Here is a 15648-nt window from a genome sequence, read left to right as displayed (position 1 = left end):
GGCATCCAGTTACCCGGTCTTGATATGCCTACCAAGATTTTGACAGCGGTCGATACCGTCCGCAATATCGCGAACGGCATGAAGGGAATAATACAAGGTCGGATTAGCGGGGCAAAGCCCCGCGTAATCCGACAACAGTGTTGGCAAAACAGCTTACAGCAGCCAATCTATCGGCAGCACCGACAGAATCGCCACCCCGATGCGCTTCCACACGCTGGTGCCCGGTTCCGTGTCGTAGCGCGTGGTGGCGCCGCTGGCGTCGCGGGCGATCCAGTACAGCGCACCGTCGTCGCCCAGCAGCACCTGGTAGGCGCGCTGCGGGATGGTGGTGCGCATGGCCAGGCCCAGCTGGCTGGCCAGCGCGGGGCTGTCGATGACGAGGCCCATTTCCGTGTTCAACTCGATCGAGCGCGGGTCGAAGTTGAACGAGCCGACAAAGATGCGCCGGTCATCGACGGCAAAGGTCTTCGCGTGCAGGCTCGATGCGGAACTGCCGAAGCGGCCCGGCTGTTCGCGCGCATCACCGGCTTCCCACGAGCGGCGCGATTCATACAGCAGCACGCCCGCTTCCAGCAGCGGCTTTCTCCACTTCGCATAGCCCGCATGCACGGCCGCCACGTCGGTCGCTTCCAGCGCATTCGTCAGGATGCGCACGCCCACGCCTTTTTTCGCCAGGTCGGTAAAGGCTTGCGTGCCCGATTTGCCGGGCACGAAATACGGCGACACCAGGTCGAGTTCCTTTTCCGGCACGCCCAGCAGGTTTTGCAGGTTGTCCGCCACGCCCGTGCCGGGCCGGGCCTTGTCCAGTACCTTGGCCGGGTCGTCGCTGACCATGCGCGTCTGCGCCCATTCGAAGGGCAGGGTGCGTTCCATCATCTGCCTGACGAAGGGCGAGGTGCGCAGCGCCTGCACGTATTCCTCGGCCGCCCTGGTGTCGTCGATGCGGTCCGCTTCGGCGGCGATGGTGGCCGCGTCGCCGTCGACCGGGTTGGTCAGCAGCAAGCTGGCCGGGTAGGCCGAGGAGCTGTTCCAATAGCGGTCGAAATCCCGCGAAACCTCGTCGACGACGGGGCCGACGGCCAGCACGTCCAGGTCGGCAAACAGCACGTCGCCGGCCGCGCCAAAATATTCATCGCCCACGTTGCGCCCGCCGACGATGGTGGCCTGGTTGTCGGCCGTGAATGATTTATTGTGCATGCGCCGGTTGAGGCGCGAAAAATCCGTGGCAAAGGCCAGCGCGCGCGGCGCGCGGGGCACGAAGGGATTGAACAGGCGGATTTCCAGATGCTGCTGCTTGCCCAGCATGCTCAAGGTCTGGTCCAGGCCCGCCGTGTTGTTATCGTCGAGCAGCAGGCGCACGCGCACGCCCCGTTCGGCCGCCTGGCGCAGGGCGTCGAACAGCAGCGTGCCGGTGATGTCCTTGTGCCAGATGTAGTACTGCACGTCCAGGCTGCGCTGGGCGGCGGCGGCCAGCAGTGCGCGCGCGGCAAAGGCGTCGCGCCCGTCGACCAGCGGGTAAATGCCGGAGGTGCCGGGATGCTGCGCCACCATGGGCGCGATGGCCGTGGCTAATTTGGTCTGCGCCGTATCCGTGATGACGCTGGAAGGCATGCGGCCTTCCAGCGAGGGCAATGAAGCGCATCCGGCGAGGATGGCGGACAGCAGCAGGGGCAGCAGCAACCGGGTGGCGCTGCGGAAAAGAGGTACTTGGGCGGGCATGGCGGGCTTTCATCGAGTTGCCCCGATGTTAGCAGATGCGCATGCCCGCACGCGGGCGCGGTGTTACAGTTGTTCCAGCGCGATCAGCTCGGCCACCGTCTGGCGGCGGCGGATCAAACGCGAAGGGTGTTGTTCATCCGCCCCATCGACCAGGTATTCGGCCGCATGCGGGCGGCTGTTGTAGTTCGACGACATCGACGCGCCATACGCGCCCGCGCCTTCGAACACCACGTAGTCGCCCACCTGCGCCGCGGGCAGGAGGCGGGTTTCGACCACGCCGCCATCGCGCTGGGTAAACACGTCGCCCGATTCGCACAAGGGGCCGCCGACCACGGTGGCACGCTGCGCGTCGAGCGCGCGGCCGTCGTGCGCGATGACCGACATTGCATGGTAGCTGCCGTACATGGCGGGACGCATCAGTTCATTGAAGCCCGTGTCGAGCAGGGTGAAATGGTTGCCGCCCATTTGCTTGGTGGCGCGCACTTCGGCCACCAGCAGGCCCGCGTCGGCGACTAAAAAACGGCCCGGTTCGATTTCCAGGTGTACCGGGTGGCCCAGGTGAGCTTCGATCTGCTTGCGCGCCGCGTCCCACAGCTGGAAGTAGTGGTCGGTGTCGACCGGCTGCTCGCCGTCGCGGTACGGTACCGACAGGCCGCCGCCGGTGGAAATCGCCTCGATATCGTGGCCCATGTTTTTTACAAGATCAACCATGGTGCCGCAGACGGTTTCCAGGTGGCTGTAGTCGACGCCGGAGCCGATATGCATGTGCAGGCCGACCAGGTGCAGGCCATGCGCGCGGATGACGGCCAGCGCCTCCGGCAGTTCCTCATGCCAGATACCGTGCTTGCTGTTTTCGCCGCCCGTATTGGTCTTGTTGCTGTGGCCATGGCCATAGCCTGGATTGATGCGCAGCCAGACGCGGTGGCCGGGCGACACGGGGCCCAGCTGGCGCAGCATGTCGACGGAGCCGCAATTGACTTCGATCTTGGCCGCCGCCACGCGCGCCAGGGTGGCGCGGTCGAACAGGTCGCAGGTGAACACCAGGCCGGCGGCGCCGTTGGTTTGCGCCGGCGTGAAGCCTGCCTGCAGCGCGCGCTCGATCTCGCCCAGCGAGACGGCGTCCACGTGCACGCCCGCTTCGCGCATCAGGGTGAGCAGATGGATATTTGAATTGGCCTTTTGCGCGAAGCGCACCGTGTCGAACTGTGCCAGCTGGGCGATGCGCGCGCGGATGGTGGCCGCGTCATACACCCACAGGGGCGTGCCGTGTTCCTGGGCGAGTTGGGCGAGGGTGGCGTCTGGCACTGGTTTCATGGTGGTTGTCTTTGTCGTGTTGTGGGGTGGTGTCGGAGGTGGTGTCGGAGGTGGTGTCGGATTATGCGCTTTGCGCTAATCCGACCTACGTGCCGATCATGATGCGGGTTTTCTTTGTAAACATAAAATATCCATTTAGGGCTACCTTATTCATTTATGATATGGGCATGACTATCTCATTGCGCCATATCGAGGTCTTCCGCGCCATCATGACGACGGGCAGCGTGACGGCGGCCGCCACGATGCTGCTCACGTCGCAGCCCACCGTCAGCCGCGAGCTGGCGCGCCTCGAACACTTGACGGGCTTGACCCTGTTCGAGCGCGAGCGGGGGCGGCTGCGCCCGACGGCGCAGGCGCTGCAGCTGTTCGAGGAAGTGCAGCGTGCGTACTTCGGCCTGGAGCGCATCGTCAGCACGGCGGCGGCCTTGCGCCAGTTCGACCAGGGGCAGCTGTCGATCGCCTGCCTGCCCGTGTTTTCCCAGTCGCTGCTGCCGCAGGCGTGCAAGCGCTTCGTCGCTGAGTTTCCGAAGGTGAGCATCAGCATCACGCCGCAGGAGTCGCCGCTGCTGGAAGAGTGGCTGTCGGCGCAGCGCCACGACATCGGCCTGACGGAAGTGGGCAATGCGCCGCCGGGCACCGCACTCGCGACATTGATGTCCGTCGATGAAGTGTGTGTGCTGCCCGACGGCCATGCGCTTGCCGGCAAGGCGGTGCTGCAGCCGGCGGACTTCGCGGGCCTGCCTTTCATCAGCCTGGCCGCCGTCGACCCTTACCGCCAGCAGATCGACGCCATCTTCGCGCAGGCGGGCGTGGAGCGGCGCATGGCGCTCGACACGCACAGCGCCGCCTCCGTCTGCGCCATGGTGCGCGAAGGCGTGGGGCTGGCCATCGTCAATCCGCTCACGGCACTGGACTACGCGGGGCAGGGCTTGCAGATCCGCCGCTTCGCCGTGTCCTTGCCGTTCACGGTGAATCTGGTGAAACCTTTGCACCGGCCCCTGTCGCAACTGGTCGCCCTGTTCGAGCAGGCGCTGCATGCGCAGGCGGACGAAGTGAAAAGGCGGCTGCTGCAGCTGTGACGGTGCTTGTGGAGCGGCGGCGGTCAACAGAGTAAAATGGCGTTTTACTTATTCAAGCCTGATTACTTCGATGACCACAACCGCTACTCCCGTCCGTACCCGTTTCGCTCCCAGCCCGACCGGCTATCTGCACCTGGGCGGCGCCCGCACCGCTTTATACAGCTGGGCGTATGCCCGCCACTTCGGCGGCACTTTCGTGCTGCGCATCGAAGACACGGACGTGGAGCGCTCCACGCCGGAAGCCGTGCAAGCCATCATCGAAGGCATGAAGTGGCTGGGCCTGGACCACGACGAAGGCCCGTTCTACCAGATGCAACGCATGGACCGCTACCGCGAAGTGGTGGCGCAGATGCTGGCAGAGGGTACGGCTTACCATTGCTATTCCTCGCCGGAAGAAGTCGAAGCGATGCGCGAGCGCATGCGCGCCGCCGGCGAGAAGCCGCGCTACGACGGCACCTGGCGTCCGGAACCGGGCAAGACCCTGCCGGCCATCCCTGCCGACCGCAAGCCCGTCGTGCGCTTCAAGAATCCGCTCGATGGCGACGTGACGTGGGACGACGTGGTCAAGGGCACGATCACGATTTCCAACCGCGAGCTGGACGATCTGGTGATCGCCCGCCCGGACGGCACGCCAACATACAACTTCTGCGTGGCAGTCGATGACTGGGACATGCAGATCACGCACGTGATCCGCGGCGACGACCATGTCAACAACACCCCGCGCCAGATCAACATCCTGCGCGCCATCGGCGCTCCGCTGCCGCTGTACGGCCACCTGCCGATGATTTTGGGTGCGGACGGCGAGAAGCTGTCGAAGCGCCACGGCGCCGTCAGCGTGATGGATTACCCGGCGCAGGGCTTCCTGCCGGAAGCGATGCTGAACTACCTGGCGCGCCTGGGCTGGAGCCATGGCGACGATGAAGTATTTTCGACCGAGCAGTTCTGTGAGTGGTTCAACCTGAACCACCTGTCGAAATCGGCGGCCCAGTTCAACAATGAAAAACTGGCCTGGCTGAACAACCACTATATCAAGCAGGCCGACAACACGCGTCTGGCCGACCTGGCGCGTCCGCAAATGGTCGCCGCCGGCGCCGTCTTCGAAGGCGCGCCTGACCTGGCGCAAGTGCTGGGCATGATGAAAGAGCGCGCCAACACCGTCAATGAGCTGGCTGCCGCCTCGATGCTGTTCTTCCGCGAACCGCAGCCGGAAGCGGAACTGGTAACGCAGCACATCACGGATGCCATCAAGCCCGTGCTGGCGCAGTTTGCCGAGCGCATCGCCACGGTGGAGTGGAGCAAGGAAGCCGTCGCCGCCATGATCAAGGAAGTGCTGGCCGCCAACACCATCAAGATGCCGCTGCTGGCCATGCCTTTGCGCCTGATCTTGACGGGCCAGTTGCAGACGCCGGCCATCGACCAGGTGGTGGTGATCTTCGGCCGCGAGACCGTGCTGGCGCGCCTGGCAAAGTGGCTGTAATCTGCGCGTAGAAATATGCGTAAAAACAGCGTGCGGAAACCGCCCCTATGAAAAGTTGCTCATAGACGAAAAAGGGTATTTGCAGAGTGAAACTTCTTTGCTATACTCTTGTTTCTGCACCAACGGGGGTATAGCTCAGCTGGGAGAGCGCTTGCATGGCATGCAAGAGGTCAGCGGTTCGATCCCGCTTACCTCCACCAGCAGCAAAATCGCAGTCGGGTTTTGTTAGTCGTTGAAGTGGTGCAGATGTTGTTTGGAAGTTCCGCGGTCCCCATCGTCTAGAGGCCTAGGACATCACCCTTTCACGGTGAGTACAGGGGTTCGAATCCCCTTGGGGACGCCAGGTAGTTGTGGTATAGTAGTGGCAGTTGTTTGTACTGATTGTTGTAAGTTCAGGCCCGTAAAAAACAGGTTCTGGATGGAAAGCAAGTAGTGGAACAAAGTCGCCAAGTGCGGCTTTTATTATTTCTGCGCCCGGGGGGTATAGCTCAGCTGGGAGAGCGCTTGCATGGCATGCAAGAGGTCAGCGGTTCGATCCCGCTTACCTCCACCAACAGCGCGGAAGTAAGGCAGCAAACTGTAGAAGTAAAAATGTAGTGCCAAGGTCCCCATCGTCTAGAGGCCTAGGACATCACCCTTTCACGGTGAGTACAGGGGTTCGAATCCCCTTGGGGACGCCAGTTCGGTCTGGTGTTGTGGTAGTGAAGAAGTAGCAGTGTTTCTGCGCCCGGGGGGTATAGCTCAGCTGGGAGAGCGCTTGCATGGCATGCAAGAGGTCAGCGGTTCGATCCCGCTTACCTCCACCAACAGCGCAGAAATCACATGATAATCAAAGTCGCCTTGAGCGGCTTTTTTTATTTGTGCTGGCGGTTTCTTCGCTCGGGGGAGTATGGCCAAGCTGTGAGCGCGCTTGCATGGCATGCAAGAGGTCGGGGTTGGCTCCCGCTGACCTCCGCCAACAGCGCAGAAATCACATGATAATCAAAGTCGCCTTGAGCGGCTTTTTTTATGTCTGAAATATTTCCGCCATACCCCTCGGGGGAATGTGGCTAAGCTGTGAGTGCGCTTGCATGGCATGCAAGGGGTCAGGGTTAGCTCCCGCTGACCTCCATCAACAGCGCAGAAATCTGACCCATCCTGGAATAAGTTGACACTTTTTCGATGCAGAGAAGGAATGTCAAATGGAACAAGGGTTTAGGCGCAGCGTCATCCGACAACACCGTCGCCTTAAATCAACATCCATAGTCATGTCAGGTCGCTGATGCGGCTTTTTTTTTGCGCCTGCTGAAATTGCAATGACGCAGTATTTCCATATCGTATGAGTATCTTCTGTTACATAGGGAGATCTCTGCAAATAAGATGGAAAATAAGAAGGCCAGCAGTTGATTTCGTGAATCGCTTCGTGTTAAACTTCGCGCACGCTTTTTTGAGGGGCTAAGCAAAGCCTTCAACGAAGAGTCCGCTGAGAGGTAAGCCAGCACAGGTCCCCATCGTCTAGAGGCCTAGGACATCACCCTTTCACGGTGAGTACAGGGGTTCGAATCCCCTTGGGGACGCCAGGATTTAGTTGTAAAGTGAGTGCAGTGCTGAACGGGCCTGACAAGTCAGGCTTTTTTTGTTTCTGTCATATTGCTGCAGTACCGGGTCAGGATGCGAAGTAATGCATTCAGGACAGATTTCTGTCCCCATCGTCTAGAGGCCTAGGACATCACCCTTTCACGGTGAGTACAGGGGTTCGAATCCCCTTGGGGACGCCAGATTCGCAAGCAGTAAGCAAGTAAAGTAACAGGTCGGGATGCAAAGCAGCGCATCCAGGACAGATTTTCTGTCCCCATCGTCTAGAGGCCTAGGACATCACCCTTTCACGGTGAGTACAGGGGTTCGAATCCCCTTGGGGACGCCAGACCGGCTGAATCAGCCAACAACAAAGCCGCCTGGTAACAGCGCGGCTTTTTTGTTGTTTGCTGCCATGCCATGTCTTTTCTTTCCCTTTGAATATGCCATTAGCTACCGATCGCGCGCCATCCCTGGCCATCTTCTGCAAAGTCGTCGACAACTACGGCGATATCGGCATTTGCTGGCGCCTGGCGCGGCAGTTGAGCGGCGAACACGGCGTCGCCGTCACCCTGTGGGTCGACGATTTATCCAGTTTCCGGCGCATCTGTCCCGAAATCGATGTGACGGCGCCAGTGCAGCAGGCAGGCGGCGTCACGGTACGCCACTGGTGCGATCAGGAGGGCGTGTTTGCGCCGGCCGATATCGCCGATATCGTCATCGAGTTTTTTGCCTGCGACATTCCACCCGGCTACATCGCCGCCATGGCGCAGTGCGCGCCGCAGCCGGTGTGGCTGAACCTGGAAGGCTTGACGGCGGAAGAGTGGGTCGAGGGCTGCCATGCGCTGACGTCGCCGCGCCACGGCATGATCAAGCATTTCTTCTTCCCCGGTTTTACCAATAAAACGGGCGGCTTGCTGCGCGAAGCGGCGCTCGATGAAAAAAGGCTGGCATTCCAGGCCGATGCCGGCGCCATGGCGGCATTCCTCGGGCAATTCGGCGTGCGTCCTGCGGAAATGTCTGCCTTGAAAATATCGCTGTTCTGTTACCCGTCCGCGCCCGTCGCCGAGTTGTTTGACGTGTGGCAGGCGGGCAGCGAGCCCATGATATGCCTGGTGCCGGAAGGCGTCGCGTTCGATGCCGTTCAGGCGTTTATCGGCGACGATGCGGCGACGGCTGGTGCGGCGCGCACGCGTGGCGCGCTCACGGTGCGCGTGCTGCCTTTCGTGCCGCAAGACGATTACGACCGCCTGCTGTGGGCCTGCGACGTCAATCTCGTGCGCGGCGAGGATTCCTTCGTGCGCGCGCAATGGGCCGGCCAGCCGTTTCTCTGGCATATCTATTTGCAGGATGAAAACTTGCATCACGTGAAATTGCGCGCCTTCCTGCAGCGCTATGCGGCCGATGCCGATGGTGTCATCGACAGCCTGGTGCAGGCGGCGCTGGCCTGGAATGGCGCCAGCGCGGACGCCTTGCCGTGGACGCAGCTGTGGCCCGCCTTGCAGGCCGACCTGCCGCGCATTCGCGCGCGCGCGCAGGCCTGGCAGCGGCAGATGCAGTCCAATGGCGATCTGGCAAGTAACTTGCTGGCGTTCGCCGGCGCGACGAGATAGGCGCTTGCCAAAAATTAAGGTAAAATGCCCGGTTATTTCTAACGTATTTTTAACCGATCAAACGCAAGCTTGCGGCGCTGATGGCGCACAGGCGGCAGATGGTCTTCATGCAACCCACTTTTTACGTACATTCCTATGAAACCCGCAAAAGAAATTCGTGTTGGCAATATCATCATGGTCGACAGCAAGCCAATGATCGTGTTGCGTTCTGATGTCAACGGTTCGAGCCGCACGGGCTTCACCTACAAATGGAAGATGAAAAATCTTCTGACGAACACCCCGATGGAAAACGTGTTCCGCGGCGACGACAAGTTTGACGTTGTTGTTCTGGATAAAAAGCCAGTGACGTATTCGTACTTCGCCGACCCGCTGTTCGTCTTCATGGACACCGAGTACAACCAGTATGAAATCGAAGAAGAAAACCTGGGCGATGCACTGCATTACCTGAAGGATGGCATGGAATGCGAAGCCATTTTCTACGACGGCAAGGCCATCTCCGTTGAACTGCCTACGACCATCGCCCGTCAAGTGGTGTACTCGGAGCCTGCGGTCAAGGGTAACACTTCGGGCAACGTCCTGAAAGAAGCCAAGATCGAGAACGCCATCGAAGCGCACCGCCACATCGTGCAAGTGCCGCTGTTCGTGGCACAGGACGATGTCATCGAAATCGACACCCGTACCAACGAATACAAGCGTGTCGTACGCAACTGATTTGCCCCAGTGCCAAATCATCAAGAAACGCTGCCTTCGGGCAGCGTTTTTTTTGCTTAAAAAATAATTACCTTTGACAACAATTGTGTTGCAAGGACTGCTATGCTATAGCTAGAACATTATTGCGGCAGAAACATTGAAGTTTCCTGGAGATACCATGCAGCGCAGTCAGATGTTACGCGGTGGCGCGTCGCGTCCCGTATTGGCCCGTGCCACGGCGCCCGCCAGCCCCATGGCCCACCTGCTCGATGCGGGCGTCTTGCCGCAACAGCAGATGATGCAGGCAGGCAAGCTCAGTTCGCATGCGCTGACGTCGCAGTACCTGGCGCGTATCCGCTCCCTGTGCAGCATCGGCGCGCGTGCCTATGCCGGCATTGAAATCAATCCCGATGCGCTGAAAATTGCCCTGGAAATGGACCGCGAGCGGCAGGGGCACAAGGTGCGCGGCCCCTTGCATGGCATCCCCATCGTCTTGCGCGACAATATCGCCACCGGCGACCGCATGAAGACGCGCACGCAGGCGCCGCTGGCCACGCAGGCCAGCTGCGACTCCTTTGTCGCGGCGCGCTTGCGCGCGGCCGGCGCCGTCATCATCGGCAAAAGCAATTTGCGCCAGTGGGCCGCCGTCAGCGTGCCGCATGCCAGTGCCAGCTGGGCCGGCCTGACCATCCTGGCCGTGGACAGCGCGGCGGACGGCTCCATTGTCGCGCCTGCTTCAAACTGCGGCCTGGTCGCCATCAAACCCACGGGCAGGGCAGTCGCCGGGCAGGGCGGCGAGCCAGCCACGGCCGGACCGATGGCGCCCAGCGTGCGTGAAGCGGCCTGGCTGCTCGCTGCCCTGACGGGCGAGCGCCTGGCCGATGGCATGGTGCTCGACGCCGCCGGCTTGCTTGGGCGCCGCATCGGCGTGGCGCGCCACCTGTTCGGCCAGTGTGCCGGGACCGATGCCGTGATCGAGCAGGCACTGCTGGTGCTGCGCGAACAGGGCGCGGAACTGATCGAGACGCCGCCTGCGCCCGGGCCAGGCGGCATCGCGGCGTTGCTGTGTTCGCATGAACTCGATGCGCTGGTGGGACCCACGTGCCATGGCGTCTCGCAGGCGCAGTGCGCCATGCCGCAGATTACGGTGCCTGCCGGCGTGGTGGAGGGCTTGCCCGTCGGTTTGTCCTTCATCGGACCTGCCCACGGTGACATGCCGCTCATCGCGATGGCCTATGCCTATGAACAGGCGACGTTGCACCGGCGCACGCCGGCATTACCGTCCAGCATCACGCAGGCGCTGCGTTGACCATGATGATACTTTTCGCTTTCTTTCGATAAACTATGCTCGCAACCTTGCTGCTCAGTGCGGCCGTGGCCGCCACCCCGACTCCTTTTGATGCCGCGCAACTGTCTGGCAGCTGGTCCGACAGCGTGAATACGAGCAGTGTTTGCGAAGAAGCGCGGCACTTTACGCGCATGCAGCTGTCGGACGATCATCAGCGGCTGGCGATCTTCAACGACCGCACCTGGAAAAGCAAGCTCGGTGAAACCAACCGCTTTGCCGCAACCGTGGTGGCGGAAACGGAGCGCAGCCTGACTTTGCGCTATGACAATGAAACGCGCCTCAATGCCGCTGGCAAGCTGGTGGAATGGCAGTTGATTATCGTCGCGCCCGGCGTGTATCGCTGGCGCGAGACGGGCTGGCCGGAAGGCAAGGTCAACGGGGTCGTCGGCATCCGCTGCGCTCCCTGATGCGGGTGTGCCAGCATGGCATTCTGCTATGCTGCCCGCATTACCGAATGCTTTTAGGAGAAGTCATGTCCGCACGTTTGTTGTCCCCTCTGTTCCTGGTCGCCGCCGTGGCGCTGGCCGCCATGCCGGCGCAAGCGCGCACACCCAAACTGTCGCTGATCGAGCAGGCGCAAAGCTGCGATGGCGGCCATACCTGCCCGTATTTCCCCGACGTCTACAAGGCGGACTACGCGTTTCGCAATGCCTTCAATGTGGGCTTGAAAAAGGCGGGCCTGAAGCGGCAGCGCTGGGTGCCGAACGGCGTGGCCAGTCCGCTCAAGCCTGTCGAGATCGACGGCAAGGCGCGCCTGCTCAGCAGCGTCTGCGAACCGCACAATTGCGGCCACCGCTATAGCATTTTGTACGACCCGGCCGAGCGCAGCATGACAGGCGTGTATATCGGCAGCGATGGCAAGGGCGGCTCGCGCACCGTCTACTTCGGCGAACCCAGCATCGCCGAAGCCGATCTGCTGCTCAAGAACTGATGCACGCGCCGCTGCGCATCTCCAGTGACCGCGACGAACTGGATGTGCCCATGATCCATCGCTACCTGAGCGAGCAGTCGTACTGGAAGCGCGGCGTGGCGATAGACGCGGTGCGCAAGGGGATCGACAACGCGCTGTGTTTCGGCGGTTATGTCGATGGTCAGCAAGTGGCGTTCGCCAGGGTCATCACCGATTACACGGATTTCGCCTACCTGCGCGATGTCTTTGTGCTGCCGCGATATCAAGGGCGCGGATATGGCAAGCAGATGGTGGCCGCCGTGCTCGGCGATGCGCGCTTGCGTGGTGTCGTTTGGATGCTGGGGACCGACGACGCGCATGGCCTGTATGCGGGCTTTGGTTTTGCGCCGCTGGAGGCGCCGCAAAAATACATGCGCCGCCCCGCGCCTTAATAATTATCAAAAAAACCTTTAAATGGCAAGAAAACTATTGGCATTATTATACGAAATAGTGTTGCATTGATAATGACGTCATGTCATTATTCGTGCTCTGCAGCGTGTGGTGTTGCTGGTGCTGTGCTTTGTCGTCGCCCCCCCCCAAGCGCAGGCAAAGGTGGTGAGCGGTCCGATTGGTCGTCCCTGCACGTTTTCTCGTCACTTTAAAGGAATCCATCATGAAACAATATGGCGCCGAGTTTCTCGGCACGTTCTGGCTGGTGCTGGGCGGTTGCGGCAGCGCCGTGCTGGCGGCAGCCTTTCCCGGCCTTGGCATCGGTTTTGCCGGCGTGGCGCTGGCGTTTGGCCTGACGGTGCTGACCATGGCTTACGCCATCGGCCACATCTCGGGTTGCCATTTGAATCCAGCCGTCTCGATCGGCCTGTGGGCCGGTGGCCGCTTTCCCGCCAAGCAACTGTTGCAGTACATCATCGCGCAAGTGCTGGGCGCCATCGTGGCCGGCGGCGTGCTGTATGTGATCGCCAGCGGCCAGGCCGGTTTCGATGTCAGCAAGGGCTTTGCCTCGAACGGCTATGGCGCCCATTCGCCGGGCGGCTATTCGATGCTGTCGGCGCTGGTGATTGAAATCGTGCTGACGATGTTCTTCCTGATCGTCATCCTGGGCGCCACCGACAGGCGCGCCCCGGCCGGTTTTGCCCCACTGCCGATCGGCCTGGCGCTGACCCTGATCCACCTGATCAGCATTCCCGTGACGAACACTTCCGTCAACCCGGCCCGCAGCACGGGCGTGGCCTTGTACGTGGGCGACTGGGCCACCAGCCAGTTGTGGCTGTTCTGGCTGGCACCCATCATCGGCGCCTTGCTGGGCGCGCTGGCCTACCGCTTGATTGCTGGCGAGAAGGAGTAGGTCGGCTTGGCCCGCAGGGCGTAAGCCGACAATGCCAACAGCGTAGCTTGTCGGCTTACGCGCGGCTGCGCCACGCTAAGCCGACCTACGGTGGCGTCCATCATTGGCGCCATGTCCGGTGCGGTAGGTCGGCTTAGCCCGCAGGGCGTAAGCCGACAATTGCCGGCAAACGACTGGACAAAAGCAGCCTGCGGGCTGCTTTTTCGTTTAATCGGCGGCGCGCCACTCGCTCAGGTAGTGCTGCGGCGTGCGGCCCAGGATGCGGCGGAACATGGCGCTGAAGGCGCTGGGGCTGGCGTAGCCCAGCGCATACGCGATGGCGGCCACGCCTTCGCCCCGGTCGAGGCGGCAAAATGCCTCGGCCAGGTGGACTTGCTGCAGCCATTGGCGGTAGTGCAAGCCTGTTTCCTTGGGAAACAGACGGATCAGGGTGCGCGCGCTGGCGCCCGCATCCTGCGCCCAGTCTTCGATGCTGCGCCGGCTGCCCGGTGCGCTCATGATGGCCGAGCAGACGGCCACCAGGCGGCGGTCGCGCGGCCAGGGGATGGCCAGCGGCACGGTATCGGCGGCCGCCAGTTCCGACAGGATCAGGTGCGCCAGCCAGTCGCCGCGCCCCGCCAGCGCATACTCGATCGGTTCGGCCAGCAAGGCCAGGATCAGCTCGCGCAGCAGCCGGCTCACTTCCAGCACCTTGCAATCGGCGCCATACCGGGCCGCTACCTGCGCATCGATATACACGGTGCGCATGCTCAGTTCGCTCAAGATATGGACTTCATGCACGACGCCCACGGGGATCAGCAGGGCGCGCCGGGGCGGCAATATCCACACGCCGTGCCCGGTGGAGACGCGCATCACGCCTTGCGTCGCATACAGCAGTTGCGCCCGCACATGGCTGTGCGGCGCCGTATAGTCGCCCAGCGCATATTGCCGGGACATGGCCGTCACGGGGCGCGGCACGTGCTGGTAATCGTGTGAGCTGGTGCTGCGGCTGAACGGCACGCCATCGGGGTGGGTCTGGGCGGTTGGGGGGCTGTACATGTGGGGCGTGGGCTAGTCTCTTGGTTGTCACTTGGGCGACGATTATTGGAAGTTGTCAGTTCAGCGACCATACTATACTGGCTTCTTTGCCGGGCCGCCCGCCGTGCCCGATTATTGCGGATGACACATGCACACAACCACACCTGCCCCAGCATTGGCCACGCCCGTGCCGGCGGCCCCCTCGCTTCATCGTTCCCAACAACCATCCGGTCTGGCCATGCACATCCTGGGCGCCGTCGCCTTCGTGCATTTGCTCAATGACCTGATCCAGGCATTATTGCCGTCGATTTACCCGATGCTGAAAGCCGAGTTTTCACTCAGTTTTACCCAGGTCGGCCTCATCACCCTGACGTTCCAGTGCACGGCATCGTTGCTGCAGCCCTGGATCGGCTTGTACACGGACCGCCGTCCGCTGCCATTCCTGCTGCCCGTCGGCATGTGCTTTACCCTGGCCGGCGTGCTGATGCTGTCCATCGTCTCGACCTTCCCGACCCTGTTGATCGCTTCGGGCCTGATCGGCGTCGGTTCCTCGACTTTCCACCCGGAAGCATCGCGCGTGGCGCGCATGGCCTCGGGCGGGCGCTACGGCTTTGCCCAATCGCTGTTCCAGGTGGGTGGCAATGTGGGTTCCGCGCTGGGACCGCTGCTGGCGGCGGCCGTCATCGTGAACCGTGGCCAGGGCAATATCGCCTGGTTCAGCCTGCTCGCCGTGCTGGCCATCGGCGTGCTGTACAAGGTCAGCCACTGGTACAGCGGCCATCTGGCCAGCTTCAAGCCGAAGGCGGGCGGCCATGGGCCGAACTTGTCGCGCAACAAGGTGTTGCAAGCGTTGGGCGTGCTGGCCCTGCTGGTGTTCTCGAAGTACATCTACATGGCCAGCCTGTCGAGCTATTACACGTTTTACCTGATCGACAAATTCCATTTGTCCATCGGCGCGGCGCAGCTGTACCTGTTCCTGTTCCTCGCCGCCGTGGCGGCCGGCACCTTCATGGGCGGCCCCATCGGCGACCGCATCGGCCGCAAGCGCGTGATCTGGATTTCCATCCTGGGCGCCGCACCGTTCACCCTGCTGCTGCCGTATGTCGACCTGTTCTGGACGGCTGTCTTGACGGTGATCATCGGCTTCGTCATTTCCTCCGCCTTTTCCGCCATCGTCGTCTTCGCGCAGGAACTGGTGCCGGGCAAGGTGGGCATGATCGCGGGCATCTTCTTTGGCCTGATGTTCGGCGTCTCCGGCATCGCCGCCGCCGCCATGGGCCACCTGGCCGACGTGGCGGGCATCGCCTATGTGTACAAAATCTGCTCCTACCTGCCGCTGCTGGGCATATTGACGGTGCTGTTGCCGCATATCGGGCAGGCGAAAAAATAAGCGGGTGACGCGGGAGGGCTTGACGGCCCGCCCGCGCGCATGCGATATTTATCCCATGAGCACTTTCATCCTCCCTCCAGTTTTTGCATCCGGCTTTGCATCCGGCGCCGCCGCTGCGCTGTGTCCGTGTACCTGGCCCCGTGAGGATGCGGCCCGGCGCCGTTAAACTTTTTACTCCTCATTCGATGGCCACAG

13 protein-coding genes and 8 tRNA genes are annotated in these 15648 nt (G+C 61.8%); 18 read left to right on the top strand and 3 right to left on the bottom strand.

Features of this window, described 5'->3' with window-relative positions; genetic code table 11:
* Positions 1-153 precede the first annotated feature (153 nt).
* On the bottom strand, positions 154-1719 hold the full coding sequence (locus ACP7DW_RS26335; protein WP_426057344.1) for a phospholipase D family protein: 1566 nt from the start codon (positions 1717-1719) through the stop codon (positions 154-156).
* 63 nt (positions 1720-1782) lie between these two features.
* Positions 1783-3033: a diaminopimelate decarboxylase gene (gene lysA, locus ACP7DW_RS26330; RefSeq protein ID WP_426057345.1), complete on the bottom strand. Its 1251-nt coding sequence runs from the start codon at positions 3031-3033 to the stop codon at positions 1783-1785.
* Positions 3034-3200: 167 nt separating this feature from the next.
* Between lysA and ACP7DW_RS26325 the strand changes: the two genes are divergently transcribed.
* The 17 genes from ACP7DW_RS26325 to aqpZ all read left to right on the top strand — a co-directional run bounded on the left by ACP7DW_RS26325 (position 3201) and on the right by aqpZ (position 13046).
* Positions 3201-4112, top strand: a complete 912-nt coding sequence (locus ACP7DW_RS26325) for a LysR family transcriptional regulator (RefSeq protein ID WP_426057346.1) — start codon at positions 3201-3203, stop codon at positions 4110-4112.
* A gap of 70 nt (positions 4113-4182) precedes the next feature.
* The gene (gene gltX / locus ACP7DW_RS26320) at positions 4183-5589 is read left to right on the top strand and encodes a glutamate--tRNA ligase (protein ID WP_426057347.1); all 1407 of its coding nucleotides are present in this window, start codon (positions 4183-4185) and stop codon (positions 5587-5589) included.
* Between the two features lie 124 nt (positions 5590-5713).
* A tRNA-Ala gene (locus ACP7DW_RS26315) sits at positions 5714-5789 on the top strand.
* Between the two features lie 67 nt (positions 5790-5856).
* Positions 5857-5932: transfer RNA gene (locus tag ACP7DW_RS26310), tRNA-Glu, on the top strand.
* 134 nt (positions 5933-6066) lie between these two features.
* Positions 6067-6142, top strand: a tRNA-Ala gene (locus ACP7DW_RS26305).
* A gap of 51 nt (positions 6143-6193) precedes the next feature.
* Positions 6194-6269: transfer RNA gene (locus ACP7DW_RS26300), tRNA-Glu, on the top strand.
* Between the two features lie 50 nt (positions 6270-6319).
* Positions 6320-6395: transfer RNA gene (locus ACP7DW_RS26295), tRNA-Ala, on the top strand.
* A gap of 677 nt (positions 6396-7072) precedes the next feature.
* Positions 7073-7148: transfer RNA gene (locus tag ACP7DW_RS26290), tRNA-Glu, on the top strand.
* Between the two features lie 122 nt (positions 7149-7270).
* Positions 7271-7346: transfer RNA gene (locus ACP7DW_RS26285), tRNA-Glu, on the top strand.
* A 70-nt stretch (positions 7347-7416) separates the two neighbouring features.
* Positions 7417-7492 (top strand) — tRNA-Glu (locus tag ACP7DW_RS26280).
* A 94-nt stretch (positions 7493-7586) separates the two neighbouring features.
* On the top strand, positions 7587-8756 hold the full coding sequence (gene earP / locus ACP7DW_RS26275; protein ID WP_426057348.1) for an elongation factor P maturation arginine rhamnosyltransferase EarP: 1170 nt from the start codon (positions 7587-7589) through the stop codon (positions 8754-8756).
* Between the two features lie 135 nt (positions 8757-8891).
* Positions 8892-9467 carry an elongation factor P gene (locus ACP7DW_RS26270; protein ID WP_071078242.1) on the top strand — a complete coding sequence of 192 codons (576 nt, stop codon included), beginning with the start codon at positions 8892-8894 and terminating at the stop codon, positions 9465-9467.
* Positions 9468-9624: 157 nt separating this feature from the next.
* Positions 9625-10755, top strand: a complete 1131-nt coding sequence (locus ACP7DW_RS26265; protein WP_426057349.1) for an amidase family protein — start codon at positions 9625-9627, stop codon at positions 10753-10755.
* Positions 10756-10790: 35 nt separating this feature from the next.
* Positions 10791-11201 (top strand): hypothetical protein, encoded by a 411-nt coding sequence (locus tag ACP7DW_RS26260; protein WP_426057350.1) that lies wholly within the window; start codon positions 10791-10793, stop codon positions 11199-11201.
* 65 nt (positions 11202-11266) lie between these two features.
* Complete coding sequence (locus ACP7DW_RS26255; RefSeq protein ID WP_426057351.1) at positions 11267-11725, top strand: Ivy family c-type lysozyme inhibitor; 459 nt, start codon at positions 11267-11269, stop codon at positions 11723-11725.
* Complete coding sequence (locus ACP7DW_RS26250; protein WP_426057352.1) at positions 11725-12135, top strand: GNAT family N-acetyltransferase; 411 nt, start codon at positions 11725-11727, stop codon at positions 12133-12135. Before ACP7DW_RS26255 ends, ACP7DW_RS26250 begins: the two co-directional genes overlap by 1 nt.
* A 221-nt stretch (positions 12136-12356) precedes the next feature.
* Positions 12357-13046: an aquaporin Z gene (gene aqpZ / locus ACP7DW_RS26245; RefSeq protein WP_426057353.1), complete on the top strand. Its 690-nt coding sequence runs from the start codon at positions 12357-12359 to the stop codon at positions 13044-13046.
* A gap of 207 nt (positions 13047-13253) precedes the next feature.
* Here aqpZ and ACP7DW_RS26240 read toward each other — a convergent pair whose 3' ends face one another.
* Complete coding sequence (locus ACP7DW_RS26240) at positions 13254-14084, bottom strand: AraC family transcriptional regulator (RefSeq protein ID WP_426057354.1); 831 nt, start codon at positions 14082-14084, stop codon at positions 13254-13256.
* Positions 14085-14211: 127 nt separating this feature from the next.
* On the opposite strand from ACP7DW_RS26240, the gene ACP7DW_RS26235 reads away from it, so the two are divergent.
* Positions 14212-15453, top strand: a complete 1242-nt coding sequence (locus ACP7DW_RS26235) for an MFS transporter (protein WP_426057355.1) — start codon at positions 14212-14214, stop codon at positions 15451-15453.
* The last annotated feature ends 195 nt before the right edge of the window (positions 15454-15648 follow it).

The organism is Janthinobacterium sp. PSRC1-1 (genome assembly GCF_049897525.1).
GTDB classification, from domain to species: domain Bacteria; phylum Pseudomonadota; class Gammaproteobacteria; order Burkholderiales; family Burkholderiaceae_D; genus Janthinobacterium; species Janthinobacterium tructae.
Note: the sequence above shows the minus strand (reverse complement) of the source record. Positions and strands in the feature narration are given on the sequence as shown.

Excerpts from the sequence above, each read along its gene's own strand:
- ACP7DW_RS26335 (WP_426057344.1), bottom strand. The coding sequence starts at position 1,719 with ATGCCCGCCCAAGTACCTCTTTTCCGCAGCGCCACCCGGTTGCTGCTG.
- aqpZ (WP_426057353.1), top strand. The coding sequence starts at position 12,357 with ATGAAACAATATGGCGCCGAGTTTCTCGGCACGTTCTGGCTGGTGCTG.
- earP (WP_426057348.1), top strand. The coding sequence starts at position 7,587 with ATGCCATTAGCTACCGATCGCGCGCCATCCCTGGCCATCTTCTGCAAA.
- ACP7DW_RS26255 (WP_426057351.1), top strand. The coding sequence starts at position 11,267 with ATGTCCGCACGTTTGTTGTCCCCTCTGTTCCTGGTCGCCGCCGTGGCG.
- ACP7DW_RS26260 (WP_426057350.1), top strand. The coding sequence starts at position 10,791 with ATGCTCGCAACCTTGCTGCTCAGTGCGGCCGTGGCCGCCACCCCGACT.
- ACP7DW_RS26325 (WP_426057346.1), top strand. The coding sequence starts at position 3,201 with ATGACTATCTCATTGCGCCATATCGAGGTCTTCCGCGCCATCATGACG.
- ACP7DW_RS26235 (WP_426057355.1), top strand. The coding sequence starts at position 14,212 with ATGCACACAACCACACCTGCCCCAGCATTGGCCACGCCCGTGCCGGCG.
- gltX (WP_426057347.1), top strand. The coding sequence starts at position 4,183 with ATGACCACAACCGCTACTCCCGTCCGTACCCGTTTCGCTCCCAGCCCG.
- lysA (WP_426057345.1), bottom strand. The coding sequence starts at position 3,033 with ATGAAACCAGTGCCAGACGCCACCCTCGCCCAACTCGCCCAGGAACAC.
- ACP7DW_RS26240 (WP_426057354.1), bottom strand. The coding sequence starts at position 14,084 with ATGTACAGCCCCCCAACCGCCCAGACCCACCCCGATGGCGTGCCGTTC.
- ACP7DW_RS26270 (WP_071078242.1), top strand. The coding sequence starts at position 8,892 with ATGAAACCCGCAAAAGAAATTCGTGTTGGCAATATCATCATGGTCGAC.
- ACP7DW_RS26250 (WP_426057352.1), top strand. The coding sequence starts at position 11,725 with ATGCACGCGCCGCTGCGCATCTCCAGTGACCGCGACGAACTGGATGTG.
- ACP7DW_RS26265 (WP_426057349.1), top strand. The coding sequence starts at position 9,625 with ATGCAGCGCAGTCAGATGTTACGCGGTGGCGCGTCGCGTCCCGTATTG.